Genomic DNA, 15,885 nt, shown 5'->3' with positions numbered 1-15,885 from the left:
CGCGCAGCACTACCCGGATGGCTTCACGAATACAATCACCACAGGCCCCACACCGCCATCGGAGGCAAACCACCGATCACCCGGTTAACCAACCTCCCTGGGCAGTACATCTAGCCGCGCTGGTTGAGCCTGTCGCGCGCACCCGGCGTCACTCATACTTGACGCATGTCTCCTGCTGCATCCGGGAACGACGCGGCGCCACAAGCAGCCGCCGGCGTACCCGTCACCGTGTCCATCCGCCGCAAGGTCGACCCCGCCCGATTCGACGAGGCCACCCACTGGGTGCAGACCGGGATGGACCTCGCCAACGAGTACCCGGGATTCCTCGGTTCAGGCTGGGTGCGCGCTCACGCCGGCAGCGGCCACTGGCACATGCTCTACAAGTTCCAGGATGCGGCCTCCCTTGAGGCCTGGGAGAACTCGATCGCCCGCACCAGCTGGCTGCTCGAGGGCGAGGGCCTGGTTCTGGAGGCCCATGTGGTCAAGCGCACCGGCATCGAGGGCTGGTTCGACGAATCCCAGGAGAACGCCGGCCCGTCCTCGCCGATCCAGCCGCCGCGGTGGAAGCAGGCCGTGGCGATCGGGCTGGGCTTCTTCCCGCTGAACGTGCTCTTCACCTACCTGGTCACCGGCGTCGACCCCGAGTGGAACGACATCCCCACGGTGCTGCGCATCCTGCTGACCACTCTGGTGATGGCGCCGACGATGACCTATCTGGTGATGCCGTTCATCACCCGGCGGCTGCGGCCGTGGTTGCAGAAGGCGCCGAAGAAGAAGGTCTGATCCGGCCGCACCGGCAGGTTCAGGCGAGCAGCGCCGCGACGATCACCAGCGCGGGGATCGCGCCGATCGTGGTGACCAGCACGGTGTCCCTGGCCACCACCACGCCCCGGTCGTAGCGGGACGCGAAGTTGAAGATGTTCTGCGCGGTCGGCAGCGCGCTCACGGTGACCACGGCGAACAGCTCGGCGCCCTCGAGGGCGAAGACGAACCGGCCGAACAGGTACGCGATCACGGGCATCAGCACCACCTTGATCGCCGACGCCGCGAACACCTGCTTGCGGCCGGTGCCGGCCTGCAGTAGCCGCTGGCCGTGCAGGGACATGCCGAACGACATCAGCACCAGCGGGATCGCGGCGCCGCCGATGATGTCCAGCGGCGCGATCACGGCGGCGGGCACCGGGATGCCGAAGGCGGCCACGAGCACGCCGAGCACCGAGGCGATGATCATCGGGTTGCGAAGCGGCTGGGTGAGGATGCCGCGCACCGACACCCGGCCGCGGGTGGAGGCGTCGAGGATGCTCAGGGTTATCGGCGCGAGCACGAGCAGCTGCAGCAACAGCACCGGCGCCACGTATTGGGCGCTGCCGAGCACATAGATGGCCACCGGCAGCCCGATGTTGTTGGCGTTCACGTAGGTGGCGCTGGTCGCGCCGAGCACGGTCTCCGGCAGCGGGTTTCGAAAGAAGAACCTGGCCAGAGCCACATACAGCAGCATGCCGACGATCACGCTGCACAGCACCGTGGCGAGGAACGCGGAGAACAGCACGTGCACATCCGCGTGCGAGAGCACGGTGAACAGCAGCGCCGGGGTGGCCACGAAGAATGCGATGCGATTGAGCACCCGGCCGGCGCTCTCGCCGGCAACGCCGGTGCGCTCGACGACGTACCCCACCAGGATCACAAACCCGATGATCGAGAACCCGACCAGTACACCGCCCACGTTTCGAGCCTACGGGGTCGGCAATGTGCCGCCGGGCCGCGAAAAAGTCCTCCGCCGGCGGCGCGGCCGTCGTACGCTCGATGCATGCCTCACCTCGATGTACCGGGCGCGAGCCTGTATTACGAAACCGACGGACACGTCTCCAAGCCGGCGCTGCTGCTGATCCACGCGGGTATCGCGAACCTGCGGATGTGGGATCCACAGATCGAGGCGTTGGCGGCCGACCATTTTGTCATTCGTTTCGACACCCGCGGCTTCGGCCAGACCAGCACCGAGGATGTCGAGTTCTCCAACCGGGCGGATGCCCTGGCGGTGCTCGACCACCTCGGCGTGGCCCGGGCGACGGTGATCGGCTGCTCCCGCGGCGGCACCATCGCCATCGACCTCGCCGTGGACAGCCCGGACCGGGTGGCCGGACTCGTCGTGATCGGGTCGGGCCCGAGCGGGTTCCCGGACACCGAGCTGACCGAGCTGGAGGATGCCCGGTTCGACGAGATCGACCGGGTCTTCGAGGCCCAGGACTGGCACAAGCTGGCCCGGCTCGAGGCGGCGATCTGGGATTTCGGTCCGCTCCGCCGCGAAGAAGACCTGGACCCCGAGTTCGTCGCCACCGCCTACGCGCTCAACCGGGTGAACGTCATTCACGCCGAGGAGAACCCGGTGTCGATCCCGCTCGAGCCCCCGGCCTACGACAGGGTGGTCGACATCGACGTGCCCACCCTGGTGACGGTGGGCGAGTACGACATGTCGGAGGTGCTCGCGGCCTACGAGTACCTGGTGTCCACGGTGCCCGACGCGAGCGGATGCGTGTTCCGCGACACCGCACACCTGCCGAACGTGGAACGTCCGGCCGATGTGCAGCGGGTACTGCTCGGCTGGCTGGCCGAGAACAACCTGTAGCGCCCGGAACTAGACGCGGGTGGTGGCGCGGGCCTGGCCCGTGCTGCCGGGCGCGGCATCCAGGGGCCGGTTGTCGGCCAGCACCTTCTGGTAGGCGGGCAGCTCCACGAACAGCTCGTCCTTCAGCGGGTTGCGCTTGGTGCGCACGATGACCCGCACCTGGTAGACCACCACGGCGATGTTGGCGACCAGCGAGATCGCGCTGACGATGAACAACGCGGTGGGGTTGTGCGAGGACTGGACCGCGAACATCGAACTGGTCACGAACGTGGGCACGGCCATCGTGAACATCATCCAGAACGCCAGGGTCTGCGCCCGGTGCTGCAGCCAGGCGCCGCGCTTGATGAAGAAGGCGGGGATGGTGCAGGAGATCAGCAGGGCTGCTCCGGCGTAGAACGAGTGGTCGCCGACGGCGTTGTAGACGTAGGCGAAGTTCCACAGGTCGTACGCGATGATCCAGAACCAGAGCATGTCGGGCCAGATCATGTCTTTCTGCTTGCCGCGGCTGATGATGATGCCCGCCCAGCCGCAGATGGTGAGCAGGTTGAGCAGACCTGCGATGCCGTTCATGATGTTCCACGGGCCGCCCACCATGAAGACGCCGTCGACCATGCCCTGCATGCCGTAAACCTGGAAGTCGCGGATGACGGCCTCGAAGATGTTCAGCGCGAGGATCGCCGCCGGGAACATCAGCCAGTACTTGTTCTTCGCCAGCTTGGGGATGAACCGGATGGCCATGAAGCCCAGGCAGCCGGCCAGCGCCGAGTAGACCTTGACCCAGTGGAACCAGGTGCCGGTGCTGGAGTCGGCACCGGCGGTGTGCGGCCAGACGAAGATCGTGAGCACCACCGGCAACCCGATGAACAGTACAAGCGCGGCCCACTTGCTGGCGCGGGCGATCTCGTTGGCAAGCATGAGGCCCGCCACCACCGCGACCCACATCAGTGTGGAGTACCAGGGGATTGACTCGTACAGGAACATCTTCGTTTCTCCTTATTCGGTTGTCTTTATTGGTGGTGCGTTTTGCGGAGGTGACGCGTTTTACGCGGTGGTGCTCGACGTGCCCATGTCCAGGTGCAGCGTCTGTCGCACGATGGCGACGAGAACCGCATCGTCGATGTCGGGCGAGGAGCGCACCAGGCCGATCAGGCCGTAGACCAGCACATAGAAGACCTCGCCGACGTGGTCGATCTCGATGTGGTGCGCCTTGGCGTACGCCTCGACCGTGGTCACCCGCAGGCGCTCGACGATGGCGCGCACCGCGCGATCCACGAACCGGTTGTAGAGGCCGGCGTTCTCGGGGTGACCGAGGTCCTCGCGGAACATGTCCTTGGCGTGCAGGTGGTGGCGGAACAGCACGACGCAGTCCAACAGTGCCTTGGACACATTGCCGGGCTCCCGATCGGCGTCCCAGCGGGAGACGGCCTCGACGAACTCGTCGATGTGGTCTTCGAAGATCAGGTCGATCAGCGCGTCGCGGTCGGGGAAGTAATGGTAGATCAGGCCCCGCGTGACGCCGACGCGCTTGGCGATCTCAGTGACCGAGACCTTGGCCACCCCCCGTTCGGCGAACAGTTGACGGGTGGCGGCAACGATCTCCTCGTGGCGTTCGTCGGGCTGTTTGCTCAGGCGCGGGGAGGTCTTCGTGGTGCTCATACCCGCACGGTACTCCCGCGGTTGACACAGCGTCAATGACGGTGCGTCAATCGCCCCGAAGTGGGGTGTCGCCTGTGGGTAACTCGCCCGGCTATTCCGCCGAACCACTAGCCTGTGGAAGCCGCACCATTCATCAGGGGGATTGATGTCACCGAGCAGCTCTATTCGCGACTTCGCGCAGTACCTCGGGCGCTTCCGCTGGCCGCAGAGCGTGGCCGAACTCACCGACACGTCCCGCTGCCCGGCCTGCCTGACACCGCTGCCGAGCCCGGTCTGCCCCTCCTGCGGGCTCGATCTGCGCCATCCGGCCGCCGGCCTGCTGCTCACCGCGTCGACGGATGCCGCCACCGCCCTCGAGCGGCGGGTGCAGCTGATCGGACAGATCCGCTTCGAGGTGGCCGAGGCCCAGGCGGCCGACAAGGCGTCGCAACAACAGTCGTTGGAGCAGGTGGCCGCACGGGCCGAGGAGGCCAAACGCCGGATCGCGGCCGAACGCCAGGCCCATGCCCACGCACAGGCCCAGCGCGCCGAAGCCGACGCGGCACGTGCCGCGCTGGCCGCCGCGCAGGCCGCGCAGGCCGCGCAGGCATACGCCGCCAGCCAGGCCACTGCTCCGACCCCGGTCAGCGTCGCCTCCGCGGCCCCGGCCTCCGCCACCGTCGCGGCGCTCGCAGAACCCGCCCGACCCGTCCGGCCCATTCCCCCGTTCGCACTGCCCGGCGTCCCGACGGCCGCTCGCCCGGCCGCTCACACACCGCCTACACCGCCTAACACGCTCGCGCCGGCATCCGCCGTGGGCCCGGCACCGCACAAACGCTCGAGCGTGCAGGTTGTGCTGCTGCTCGTGGGCGTCACCCTGGTCTCCGTCGCGGCGATCGTCTTTCTCACCGTGGCCTTCGTCGTCGCCGGGCTCGCCGTGCGTTCGGCCCTCGTGGGGCTCTTCACCCTGGCCATGCTGGCCACGGCGGGGCTGCTGCGACGCAAGGGCCTGGTCAGCACGGCGGAGGGCATCGGCGCCCTCGCCGTGGTGCTGGTCCTGCTGGACTCCTGGGCGATCCGGCAGAACAACCTGTTCGGCTTCCGAGATATCGACGGCCTGGTCTATTGGGGCGCGGCACTGACGGTGTGCACTGGAGTGTTCCTGCTCTGGCACGCGGTATCGTCGCTGCGGGTGGCCAGCGTGGCCGGATTCGCCGCGGCGGCGCCGGCCGTCGGATTACTGGCCGCCGGCCTGGCGGCAGACGCCGAACCGCTCACCCGGCTGTTCCTGGCCGCGCTGGGCGCAGCCGTCGGCGCGCTCCTGCACAGGTTCACCCGACCGGGCACAACCACGCTCTGGCCCGCCGTGGACCGCCGGGTCGAACGGATCGCCCTGCTCGTGTTGGCCGGCGCCGGGCTCGGCACGGCCACGGTGACGGCCGGGTTCGTGGCTCCCACCGACGTGGCCATCCCCCTGCTCAGCTTCGGGGCTGTTACTGTCGTTGCGCTCACGCACGCCGTCGTGGCCCTGACCGGGCGCCGGCCGGATGCCGCCTACCGGGCCTTCGCCCACGCATCCGCCGGCCTGGCCACCCTCTCGGTTGTGCTGGGCACCGTGGTCTACGCCTGGCGCACCGAGAACACCAATCTGCTCGTGACCGTGCCGTTCCTCGTGGCCGCCGTTCTGGCCCTGGGTCTCGAACTGCTCTGGCGGCGCCGGCCGGCCGGCGCCGTGCGCACCAGCCTGCTCACCGCCGCGCTCACCGGGGCGTCGCTGCTGGCCGCGATCGGCGCGATCGTGCTACTCCTGGCCGCCGCGCCGCTGGCCAGCACGGTGGTCTCCGCTCTGGCCAGGCTGAACGATCCGGTGGCCCTGGTGAGCGAGAGCAGTTCCTGGGCTCTGGCCGCGCTGGTCGGCGTGGCCGTACTGGTCGCCGGGTTCTGGCGGGCCGGGGCAGTGCTCGCGGCGCGCCTGCAGGTGCTGGCCTGGTTCGGCCTCGCCGTGCTGCTGCTCGCCGTGCCGTTCAGCCAGGGACTCTGGCCCGTGCTGGCGCTCTACCTGCTCCTGGCCGCCGCCGCCCTCGTTGTTCTGCTGGTCGCCCGCCGCCGGACCCTGCCGCTTCGCGGTTACGGCCCACTCCTGGTCACCGTCTTCATTGCCGCCGAAACGCTCGGCTACGTCGTGAGCTGGGCCGGCACCGGCAGCTGGTGGGTGGGCACCCTCTCGGCGGTCATCACTGTATTCAGCGCCCGGCTACTGCTGCAGCGCGAGTCCCAGTCCACCGGCCGCGGGATCCTGCTCTCCGGTGCCGTGGTGCTCACTCTCATCGGAGCCGTCGCCGCCCCCGAGGCGCTCACCCGCGCCGCGCCACCGTCCGAGGCGGTGCTCTGGCTGCAGGTCACCGTCGGCGTGGCCCTGGTCACCGGCCTTCTTCAGCTGCTGTTCGCCCAAGGCCGGATCGGCCTGTTCACCGCCACCGAGCGCCGGTGGGCGTTCTGGACCCTGCTGGCGCCGACCCTGCTGGGCATCCTGCTGCCCACCGGTCGCGTCATCGACGGCCTGAGCATCGCGGATCGGGCGACGATCCCGCTGGGACTGCCCCTGGCCGGCATCCTAGCCACCGCGCTGGTCGTGGCGGCGGCACTCTGCTGGACGCTGCTGCCCGGCCGGGGCCTGCGTTGGGAACGGTTCACCGGGGCGCTCCTGGTGGCTCCGGCGCTCGTCGCGCTCACGGTGAACCTGATTTCGGTCACGGATGCGCCCGGCACGGTCTCGGTTCTCGCCGCCCCGATCGCCGCCCTGGCCGCGGTGGCCCTGGCCCTCGTCCTTCGCACGACCGGCGGCACGCCCGGCGGCACGCCCGGTGGCACCACCAGCGGCACCACCGGCGGCTCCACCCACGGCTGGGCGCGAACCTCGGTCGGCCTGGAGATCAGCGCCGCGGTGGTGCTCGCCTCGGTGTTCCTGCGGCCCGGCCTCACCGAGCTCGGCTGGCTGGTCCTGCTGCTGACCGGCGTGGCCCTGCTGCTGACCGCGATCGACGCCGACGGCCTCTTCGCCTCAACGTCCTGGCGCCGTCACGTGGGCTGGCTTTCGCTCCTCACGGCCACCGCCGGGCTCTGGTGGGGCCTGGCCCGCGCCGGCACCACCCCGGTGGAGGCCTATGTGCTCCCCCTGGCCGGCCTGGTGCTGCTCCTGGCCGCACTGCTTGGGCGTTACGGCCGCGTCGACCGCGCCGTCACCGCGAGCCCTGGCGCCGCGCTGCTCACCCTGGCCGGTCTCTCGGTGGCCCTGCTCCCCCTGGCCCTGACCGGGCAGACCGGTTCACCGGTGCGTCCGGTTATCGTCGGCGCGGCATCCGCGGTGCTGCTCATCGGCGCCACCCTGCCGCGCTGGACGCCGCCGCGCTCGGCCTATCTGGCCGCGGCCGGACTCGCCGGCGCCCTCGGCCTGCTCAGCACGAGCGTCGCCCGCTCTCTTCGCCTGCTCGACACCGCGGGCACCCCCGGCCCCCTGCTCGAGGCGTGGCTGCTGCCCACTGTGGGCATTCTGGCGGCCGCCGCGTTCCTGCTCGTGCGGCACCCGGATGCCCACACCCGCCTGGCCAGGGATCGCGCCGGTGTGACGCTCGTGATCGTGGCCCTGGGCACCTTGGCCGCTCTGGAGACGGCCTCGTTCGACAGTTCGTCCCTCGCCTTCGGGCGAGCCACTGCTCTGGCGGCCGTCCTGGCCGTCGTGCATGTGCTGGCGCTCTGGCGGCCCCGCGCGCCGCTGGGCCGCGCCGTGGCGTGGACCGCCGCCGCCCTGGCCGGTTTGACCGCCGTCGCAGCCCTGGCCACCGGCGCTGTGGAACCGTTCGAGCTGGTGACGGTGCCGCTCGGGGTGGCCCTGGTCGTCGGCCAGCTCATCACCGTCCGTCGCACGGAGCCCATCGGTGTGCCGCTGGTCCGGATCGGGGCCGGGCTCGCGCTCGCGCTGCTGCCCAGCGCCGTCGTGGCGGCGTCTCCCGCCGCCTCGACCATCACGGCGGCCGGCCTCACCGACGATGCGGTGCGCCAGCTGCTCATGCTCTCGATCGGCGGCCTGCTCGCCATCGGCGGGGCCGTGCTGCTCGGCCGTGCCCGGGGGCGCCTGCTCGCCTGGCCTATTCTGCTGGTGGGGGTCGCGGCCGTCGTGATCACCGCGACCGGCCGCATCCTGGCGCTGCTGAACGGCACGGTCACCGGCGTGGCTGGCGCGGATTGGCGGCTCGAGGCGTGGCTGCTGCCCGCGGCGCTGCTGCTGGTGCTCACCGGCGGAATCATCATCACGAACACGCCCGCCCCGACGACACCTCCAGGCGCCGGCAGCCCGGCGACCGGGCCCCGCACCGTGCGCCGCGGCACCGGCTACGGGCTGGTCGGCCTGGCCCTGCTCGGCATCCTCGGCGCGGAAACCGCCGCGCTGAGCTACACCCCGTATGCCGAGGCTCGCGTGATCGCCCTGGTCGGCCTGTTCGCGGTGCTGCATGTGGCCGTGCGCTGGTTCGACCGCAGCCCCGCGGGCAGCCTGCTCGCCTGGCTCAGCTGGACCGCGGGCCTTTTCGCCCTCGTGACCGGCCTGGCTTACGCCCTGCCCAGCCCGCTCGAATTGACGACGGTGCCGCTGGGGCTCTCCCTGATCGTCGGGCAGCTGCTGGCCGTTCGGCTCATCGGCCCGGCCCGCGACCCGGCCGCGTTGAGCACGACGGCCGCCGGCCCTGTCGTGCAGGCCTGGCTCGCCGCGGGTCTGGCCCTGGCGCTGGTGCCCAGCGCGGTCGACGGCGCCCAGGGCGCCCTGCTGCGCCCGGTGCTGGTTCTCGTGTGCGGCGGCATCCTCGTGATCGGCGGGGCCCTGCTGATCACCAGGACGCGCTGGCCGATTGTGGCCTGGCCCGGCGTTCTGGTCGGCGCGGTGGCGGTCATCGTCGCCGCGGACGGGCGCATCCGTCCGTTGGTCGACACCCCGACCGGCGCGGACTGGCGCCTCGAGGCCTGGCTGCTGCCGGCCGCACTGCTGCTCATCGGCGCCGGCTATCTCATCATCGCGCGTTCGCCGGTGCCGGTTCGGCCGATCACCGGTGGCCCGAGCGCGGTCGGGTTTGGCACCGTCCGGGCGGTCGCCGGCGGCTCGAGCGCCGTCGGGGCTGCTGCCGGGGCAGCGGATGCCCACGCCCCGTCGGCTGTCGGGCCACGCCGCCTGCTCGGTTACGGCCTGGTCATCGTGGCCCTGGCCGGCATCCTCGGGGCCGAAACCACCGCGTTGCCCTACGCCGCGTTCGCCGAGGGCCGGGTGGTCGCCCTGCTCGGCCTGTTCTCCGTGCTGCACGTCGCCGTGCGCTGGGTCGACCGCAGCCGCGCCGGCGACCTGCTGGCCTGGCTGCTCATTGCCGCCGGTTTCCTGGTGCTGATCGCCGGTCTCGGCCGCGACCTGCTCGACCCCGTGGAAGTGGGCACCGTGCCGTTGGGGCTCGCCCTGGTGGTCGGATCGCTGATCACGGCCCAGGTCATCGGCCGACCGCGCGACCCCGCCGCCGTCCCATACGTCTCCTCGCGCGCCTTCGTGCAGGCCGGCATCGTCGGGGGCCTGGCCGTGGCCCTCCTGCCGAGCGCGGTCATCGGCGCCGATGGCACCCCGGTTCGTGCGGTGCTCACCCTGTCGATCGGCGGTGCGCTCAGCATCCTGGGCGCGTTGCTTGTGCCCCGCGCCGGCTGGAACGTTCTGGCCTGGCCGGCCTGCCTCATGGGCACGGTCACCGTGCTGGTCACGGCCGGCCTGCGGATCGTGGCCCTGCCGGGCACGCCCGCCGGGCCGACCGGCCTGCTCGAGGCCTGGCTGCTCCCGGCCGCGGCCCTGCTCGTGGTCACCGGCACCTGCATCGTCCGGGTGGCCCGCGGCACGGATTCCGCGGATGCCACCAGCCTGCCGCTCCGCGCCGGCTACGGGTTCGTCGTGGCCGCCCTGCTCGGCACCGTGCTGGCCGAGGTGCTCGCGCTGGGCTACGCGCCCCTGGCCACGGTGCGGGTGGTTCTGGTGGTCTGGGTCTCCGCGGCGGTGTTCCTGGCCGCGATCTGGGGCGACCGCAGCCCTCTGGGCCGGTTGATTGCCTGGGTGGCTCTTGCGGGCGCGGTCGGAATGCTCGTGGCGGGGGTGCTTCGCGACGTGCCGGATCCGGTGGAGATCGTGACTGTGCCGCTCGCGCTGGCCCTCGTGGCGGCTGGGCTGGTGCACCTGAGGCGGGTTCCCGCCGCCGGCAGCTGGCTGGCCCTGGCGCCCGGCCTGCTTCTGCTGCTGGGGCCGTCGCTGCTGCTCGACCTGACCAGTAGCCCGCTCTGGCGCGTGGTGGGACTCGGCATCGTCGCGATCGTGGTGCTGCTGCTCGGCACCGCGCGGAAGTTGCAGGCGCCGTTCGTGCTCGGTGCCACGGTACTGCTCATCCACGCGCTCGCGCAGCTCTGGCCGTGGATCGCCCTGCTCTACGTCTCGGTGCAGTGGTGGCTGTGGCTCGGCATCGGCGGCGTGCTGCTGATCGTGCTTGCCGCACGCTACGAACAGCGCATCCAGAACCTCAAGTCGGTGGCGCTGAAGATCTCCGCGCTGCGGTAGCCGACGGCGCCGAGGTACAGGCGGAGATCTTGGGGCCGAGGCGGAGTGTCGCGCCACCTGGCGCGGCGTGTGCCGGATTTCTCCGCCTCTACGTCACCAGCGCTTGGGAGGCGTGGAAGCATGGGGACGTGCCCAAATCCGTCACCCCCGAGCGCCTGACCACCGCGCGCCTTCGCCTGGAGCCCCTCGCCGCGGCCGATGTGGCTGCGGTGCATGCCATCTACGCCGATCTGGGTACCTGGCTGCACCTGCCGGCGGGCCGCCACACGACGATCGCGCAAGCCGAGCGGATGGTCAGCGAGAGTGAGCAGAGCTGGGCGGCGTCCGGTCTGGGCCGCTGGGCGATTCGGCTGCGGAAGGACCTGCCCGGCACCGGCCTGGTGGCGGGGACGCTCATCGGGGTGGCCTCGGCGACGCTGCTGGACTGCGGCGCCCGCAACTTCGGCTATCGGCTGACCCCGGCCAGCTGGGGAGTCGGTCTGGCGACCGAGGCCGCCACTGTGGCCCTCGTCGCGGCGCAGGCATCGACCTACCCGGTGACCGCCCGCGCGTTGGCCGGCAACCCGGCCTCGGTGCGGGTGCTCGAGCGCATCGGCCTCACCCTGGTGTGGCGTGGTCAGGGGACGGCCGGCGCGGATGCGCTCGGCGCCTCGCCTGGCAGCGCCGCACCACGGTCGTCCGCGCGAGACTCAGCGCCAGCGCACGCGCCCGCTCAGCCGGACACCACGGTGCTCGAACGGTTCATCTTCGCCGACCGCCCGCTGGCGCCGGAGTTGCTGGCCGCGATCATCCGGCTCGGCTGAGTCGCCGCCGTCGATCGCCTCGTCCGCGCGGTAAAGGCGGAGATCCTCGGGCAGGATCGGCGTGTCGTGGCCGCCGACACGGCGTGTCGCGAATTTCTCCGCCTTTACCGCACGGCACTCAACCGGCTCAGGGCTTTTCGCCGAGCTCGGCCACCTGTTCGCGGTACTGCTCGGTCGTGAGCTCGCCGCGGGCGTAGCGCTCGTCCAGGATGCGCCGGGCGTCGCTCCGGCGCGCACCCACCGGGCTGGATGCGTCGTCGCGGAAGACCCGCACGGTCCAGACGATGAGTATCACCACGGCCACCAGCGACAGCGCCCCGTAGAGCCAGAGCCAGGCCGGGTTCATTCCGTATCCCCACATCATCAGGGTCCCTTTCGTCGACGAGCACGCGTGGTCGTGCTCCCACGGTAGCCTCCTTTCCCAACCTTGATTGGTACCCCTAGGGGGTATACAGTACGGGTATGGCTTCCCACTCAGATCACCGGTCGACTGACCACGGCTCGACGGCCGACGCACCAATAGACCACGCCCCAATGGACCACGCGTCCATGGATCACGGCTCCATGGATCACGCAGCACTGGGTCACGCGTCCATGGACCACGCCTCCATGGACCACGGCGCCATGGGTCACGCCGGGCACGGGGACCACGTCGGCCAGTTCCGGCGGCTGTTCTGGGTGATGCTCGTGCTGGCCGTGCCGGTCGTGGCCTTCAGCGGCATGTTCGCCATGCTGCTCGGCTACGACCTGCCCGACGCCGCTTGGACGGCCTGGATCTCCCCGGTGCTGGGCACCGTGATGTACCTCTGGGGCGGCCGCCCGTTCCTCACCGGCGCCGTGACCGAGCTCAGGCAGCGCTCCCCCGGCATGATGTTGCTGATCGCGCTGGCCATCACCGTGGCGTTCCTCTCCTCCTGGGGCGCGAGCCTCGGCCTCCTCGCGATGGAGCTGGATTTCTGGTGGGAGCTCGCCCTGCTGATCGTGATCATGCTGCTCGGCCACTGGATCGAGATGCGCTCCCTGGCGCAGTCGTCTTCAGCGCTCGAGTCCCTGGCGGCACTGCTGCCCGATACGGCCGAGCGGGTGGATGCCGGCGAGGTCACCGTCGTCGCTCCCGCCGACCTCGAGGTGGGCGACCTGGTGATCGTACGGCCGGGCGGCCGGATTCCCGCCGACGGCCAAGTGACCGAGGGCACCGCCGATGTGGATGAGTCGATGATCACCGGCGAGTCCCGGCCGGTGCGCCGGGGCCCCGGCTCCCCGGTGGTGGCCGGAACCGTCGCCACCGACACCGCCCTGCGACTACGGGTGACGGCGGTCGGCGACGACACAGCGCTCGCGGGCATCCGCCGGCTCGTGGCCGAGGCGCAGGGCTCGTCGTCGCGCGCGCAGCGCCTGGCCGACCGGGCGGCCGGCTGGTTGTTCTGGTTCGCGCTCGGCGTCGGAGTGCTCACGGCGATCGCCTGGACCGTTTTCGGCAGCCCGGAGGATGCCGTGATGCGCACCATCACCGTTCTCGTGATCGCCTGCCCGCACGCGCTGGGCCTGGCCATCCCGCTGGTGGTGTCGATCGCCACCGAGCGCGCGGCCCGCGGCGGCGTTCTGGTGACCGACCGGCTCGCGCTGGAGAGCATGCGCACCGTGGACACCGTGTTGTTCGACAAGACCGGCACGCTCACCAGGGGTGAGCCCGTCGTGAGCCGGGTGCACGCTGTGGCCGGCCACACCGACGACGAGGTTCTCGCGCTGGCGGCGGCGGTCGAGGCCGACAGCGAGCATCCGCTGGCCAAGGCCATCGTCACGGCGGCTCGCACCCGCGCCCTGACGGTGCCGGCCGCCACCGGGTTCGAGGCATCCACCGCCGTGGGAGTAACGGCGAGCGTGGACGGCCGGGTCACCGCGGTTGGCGGACCGAGCCTGCTCAGCCGCCACGACGCCGAGCCGCTGCACGTCACCGAAGCCTGGGCCGCCGAGGGCGCCATCGTGCTGCACGTGCTGCGGGACGGCCGAACGATCGGCGCCATCGGCCTCGCCGACGAGGTGCGGCCGGAGTCGAGGGAGGCCGTCGACGCCCTGCACGCCCTGGGCATCGCCGTGGTGATGATCACCGGCGACGCCGAGGCGGTGGCGCACGCGGTGGCCGCCGAGCTGGGCATCGACAGGGTCTTCGCCGGCGTGCACCCCGACCGTAAGGCCGCCACCGTGGTGCAGTTGCAACAGGAGGGGCACCGGGTGGCGATGGTGGGCGACGGCGTCAACGACGCCCCGGCCCTCACCCAGGCCGATGTGGGCATCGCCATCGGCGCCGGCACGGATGTCGCGATCGCCTCTGCCGGGGTGATCCTGGCCAGCGACGACCCCCGCTCGGTGCTCTCGGTGATCGAGCTCTCCCGGGCCAGTTATCGCAAGATGACCCAGAACCTGTGGTGGGCGGCCGGCTACAACCTGCTCGCCGTGCCGTTGGCCGCCGGGGTACTCGCCCCGATCGGTTTCGTGCTGCCCATGGAGGTCGGCGCGCTGCTGATGTCGGCCTCCACGGTGGTGGTGGCCGTGAACGCCCAGCTGCTGCGCCGCCTCGACCTGCGGCCAGAGGTGAGCACGGCCAGGGCTCACGGCGAGCGCCGCCCCGACACCGCGCCCGCCACGCCCCCAGCCGCGGCGCCCCACGGCACCGGGCACTGAGCGAAACGCACGGTGACAACTATGGCCGGCAGGATCACCCGCCGCACGGCGCTGGCGCTCGGCGGACTGGGAGTGGTGGCCGTGGCCGGCGGCGGCGCCCTCCTGTGGGCCGGGCTGAACCCGGCCGACCCGCGCACCGGCATCCCCGAGGGCTTCACCTCGGGCGACGACCTGAGCCAGCCCGCCGAGCTGCGAAGCACCGGCGGACTGCTCGAGGTGACCCTGTCCGCCGCGCCGGCCGCCGCCACCATCGGCGGGCGCGCCGCGAGCGTGCTCGGTTACAACGGCGGCCTGCCCGGGCCCACCCTGCGGCTCCGCGCCGGCGACCGGGTGCGGGTCGCCCTGAAAAACGGCCTGGCCGGCCCGACCAACGTGCACGTGCACGGGCTGCACGTCTCCCCGGAGGGCAACGGCGACAATATGGCCGTCATGGTTGCCGCCGGCGAGTCCTTCGACTACGAGTACCGGCTGCCGGCGAACCATCCGCCCGGCGTGTACTGGTACCACCCGCACCACCACGGCACTGTCGCCGACCAGGTCTTCGGCGGACTCTACGGCGCCATCGTCGTCGACGATCCGACGCCCATCGAGACCGGCCGGGAGCGGGTCATGGTGATCTCCGATATCACGCTCGACGGTGCCGGCACGGTCGCCGGCGCATCCGCCGCCCAGCGGATGCAAGGCAGGGAGGGCGACCTCGTGCTGGTGAACGGGCAGCTGGCGCCCACGCTGACGCTCCGCCCCGGCGAGCGCGAACGCTGGCGCGTCGTGAACGCCTGCGTGTCCAGGTACCTCCGGCTGCGGCTGGACGGGCACCGGCTGCAGTTGCTCGGCCTCGACTCCGATCGGCTCGAGAAACCGGCGGAGGTGGACGAGATCGTGCTTGTGCCCGGCAACCGGGCCGACGTTCTCGTCACCGCCGGCTCAGGCAGCGCCGTCCTGCGCACCCTGGCCTACGACCGGGGCACCGCCACCTCCGGCGGCATGATGGGCGGCTCCCGCCAGCGCGCGACCGACTCTGACGTCATCCTCGCCACGGTCACGGTGGGCGGCGACCCGGCCGCGGCGCCGGCGGCCGTGCCACGCCAGCCGGCCCCCGCCGACCTGCGCGGCGCCACCGTGACCGCCAGGCGCGAACTCGACTTCGCCATGGGCATGGGTATGGACGGTGGGTCGATGATGGCCTTCACCATCAACGGGCAGGAGTTCGACCCCGACCGCCTCGACACCACGGTGCTGGCGGGCAGCGTGGAGGAATGGACGCTGCGCAACAGCTCGGGCATGGACCATCCGTTTCACCTACACGTCTGGCCGATGCAGATCGTGGCGCAGGGCGGCACACCCGAAATGGCTGTCGTGTGGCGGGACGTGGTGAACGTGGCGGCCGGCGGGCAGGTCACCGTGCGCATCGGCTTCACCGACTTCGCCGGGCGCACCGTGTACCACTGCCATATCCTCGACCACGAGGACGCCGGCATGATGGGGACGATCCTGGCGCGGTAGACGACCGGCCGGCA

The 15,885-nt window shown here is 71.2% G+C and carries 11 protein-coding genes; 7 read left to right on the top strand and 4 right to left on the bottom strand.

From position 1 onward, the window contains the following. Both E3T61_RS02005 and E3T61_RS02000 read left to right on the top strand, forming a co-directional pair. The coding region (locus E3T61_RS02005) for an integrase core domain-containing protein (protein WP_166793120.1) at positions 1-114 on the top strand (114 nt) is incomplete at its 5' end. Between the two features lie 51 nt (positions 115-165). Beyond that, positions 166-783: an antibiotic biosynthesis monooxygenase gene (locus E3T61_RS02000; RefSeq protein ID WP_134639258.1), complete on the top strand. Its 618-nt coding sequence runs from the start codon at positions 166-168 to the stop codon at positions 781-783. Positions 784-802: 19 nt separating this feature from the next. On the opposite strand, the gene E3T61_RS01995 is transcribed toward E3T61_RS02000, so the two are convergent. Continuing rightward, positions 803-1,723 (bottom strand): AEC family transporter, encoded by a 921-nt coding sequence (locus tag E3T61_RS01995; protein ID WP_134639257.1) that lies wholly within the window; start codon positions 1,721-1,723, stop codon positions 803-805. A gap of 84 nt (positions 1,724-1,807) precedes the next feature. Between E3T61_RS01995 and E3T61_RS01990 the strand changes: the two genes are divergently transcribed. After that, entirely contained in the window at positions 1,808-2,623 is an 816-nt protein-coding gene (locus tag E3T61_RS01990; RefSeq protein WP_134639256.1) for an alpha/beta fold hydrolase, read from the top strand. A gap of 9 nt (positions 2,624-2,632) precedes the next feature. On the opposite strand, the gene E3T61_RS01985 is transcribed toward E3T61_RS01990, so the two are convergent. Together E3T61_RS01985 and E3T61_RS21815 are read right to left on the bottom strand one after the other, a co-directional pair. Next, positions 2,633-3,604, bottom strand: coding sequence for a DUF5692 family protein (locus E3T61_RS01985; protein WP_134639255.1), 972 nt, complete (start codon positions 3,602-3,604; stop codon positions 2,633-2,635). 60 nt (positions 3,605-3,664) lie between these two features. Continuing rightward, positions 3,665-4,279 (bottom strand): TetR/AcrR family transcriptional regulator, encoded by a 615-nt coding sequence (locus tag E3T61_RS21815; protein ID WP_166793119.1) that lies wholly within the window; start codon positions 4,277-4,279, stop codon positions 3,665-3,667. A gap of 145 nt (positions 4,280-4,424) precedes the next feature. On the opposite strand from E3T61_RS21815, the gene E3T61_RS01975 reads away from it, so the two are divergent. Together E3T61_RS01975 and E3T61_RS21810 are read left to right on the top strand one after the other, a co-directional pair. Then, positions 4,425-10,883 carry an SCO7613 C-terminal domain-containing membrane protein gene (locus E3T61_RS01975; RefSeq protein WP_166793118.1) on the top strand — a complete coding sequence of 2,153 codons (6,459 nt, stop codon included), beginning with the start codon at positions 4,425-4,427 and terminating at the stop codon, positions 10,881-10,883. A gap of 128 nt (positions 10,884-11,011) precedes the next feature. After that, positions 11,012-11,686 carry a GNAT family N-acetyltransferase gene (locus tag E3T61_RS21810; RefSeq protein ID WP_166793117.1) on the top strand — a complete coding sequence of 225 codons (675 nt, stop codon included), beginning with the start codon at positions 11,012-11,014 and terminating at the stop codon, positions 11,684-11,686. 127 nt (positions 11,687-11,813) lie between these two features. Here the strand turns inward: E3T61_RS21810 and E3T61_RS01970 are convergent, their stop codons facing one another. Beyond that, entirely contained in the window at positions 11,814-12,050 is a 237-nt protein-coding gene (locus E3T61_RS01970) for an SHOCT domain-containing protein (protein WP_134639252.1), read from the bottom strand. 98 nt (positions 12,051-12,148) lie between these two features. Between E3T61_RS01970 and E3T61_RS01965 the strand changes: the two genes are divergently transcribed. After that, positions 12,149-14,368 (top strand): heavy metal translocating P-type ATPase, encoded by a 2,220-nt coding sequence (locus E3T61_RS01965; RefSeq protein WP_198418628.1) that lies wholly within the window; start codon positions 12,149-12,151, stop codon positions 14,366-14,368. Between the two features lie 21 nt (positions 14,369-14,389). Beyond that, complete coding sequence (locus tag E3T61_RS01960) at positions 14,390-15,871, top strand: multicopper oxidase family protein (RefSeq protein ID WP_134639251.1); 1,482 nt, start codon at positions 14,390-14,392, stop codon at positions 15,869-15,871. The last annotated feature ends 14 nt before the right edge of the window (positions 15,872-15,885 follow it).

The sequence above is a fragment of the Cryobacterium lactosi genome (genome assembly GCF_004403945.1).
GTDB lineage: Bacteria > Actinomycetota > Actinomycetes > Actinomycetales > Microbacteriaceae > Cryobacterium > Cryobacterium lactosi.
This window is presented reverse-complemented; position numbering and strand designations above follow the sequence as displayed.

Coding starts and splice junctions, on each gene's coding strand:
- E3T61_RS01975 (WP_166793118.1), top strand. CDS start 4,425: ATGTCACCGAGCAGCTCTATTCGCGACTTCGCGCAGTACCTCGGGCGC.
- E3T61_RS01965 (WP_198418628.1), top strand. CDS start 12,149: ATGGCTTCCCACTCAGATCACCGGTCGACTGACCACGGCTCGACGGCC.
- E3T61_RS21815 (WP_166793119.1), bottom strand. CDS start 4,279: ATGAGCACCACGAAGACCTCCCCGCGCCTGAGCAAACAGCCCGACGAA.
- E3T61_RS01990 (WP_134639256.1), top strand. CDS start 1,808: ATGCCTCACCTCGATGTACCGGGCGCGAGCCTGTATTACGAAACCGAC.
- E3T61_RS01960 (WP_134639251.1), top strand. CDS start 14,390: ATGGCCGGCAGGATCACCCGCCGCACGGCGCTGGCGCTCGGCGGACTG.
- E3T61_RS01970 (WP_134639252.1), bottom strand. CDS start 12,050: ATGATGTGGGGATACGGAATGAACCCGGCCTGGCTCTGGCTCTACGGG.
- E3T61_RS02000 (WP_134639258.1), top strand. CDS start 166: ATGTCTCCTGCTGCATCCGGGAACGACGCGGCGCCACAAGCAGCCGCC.
- E3T61_RS01985 (WP_134639255.1), bottom strand. CDS start 3,604: ATGTTCCTGTACGAGTCAATCCCCTGGTACTCCACACTGATGTGGGTC.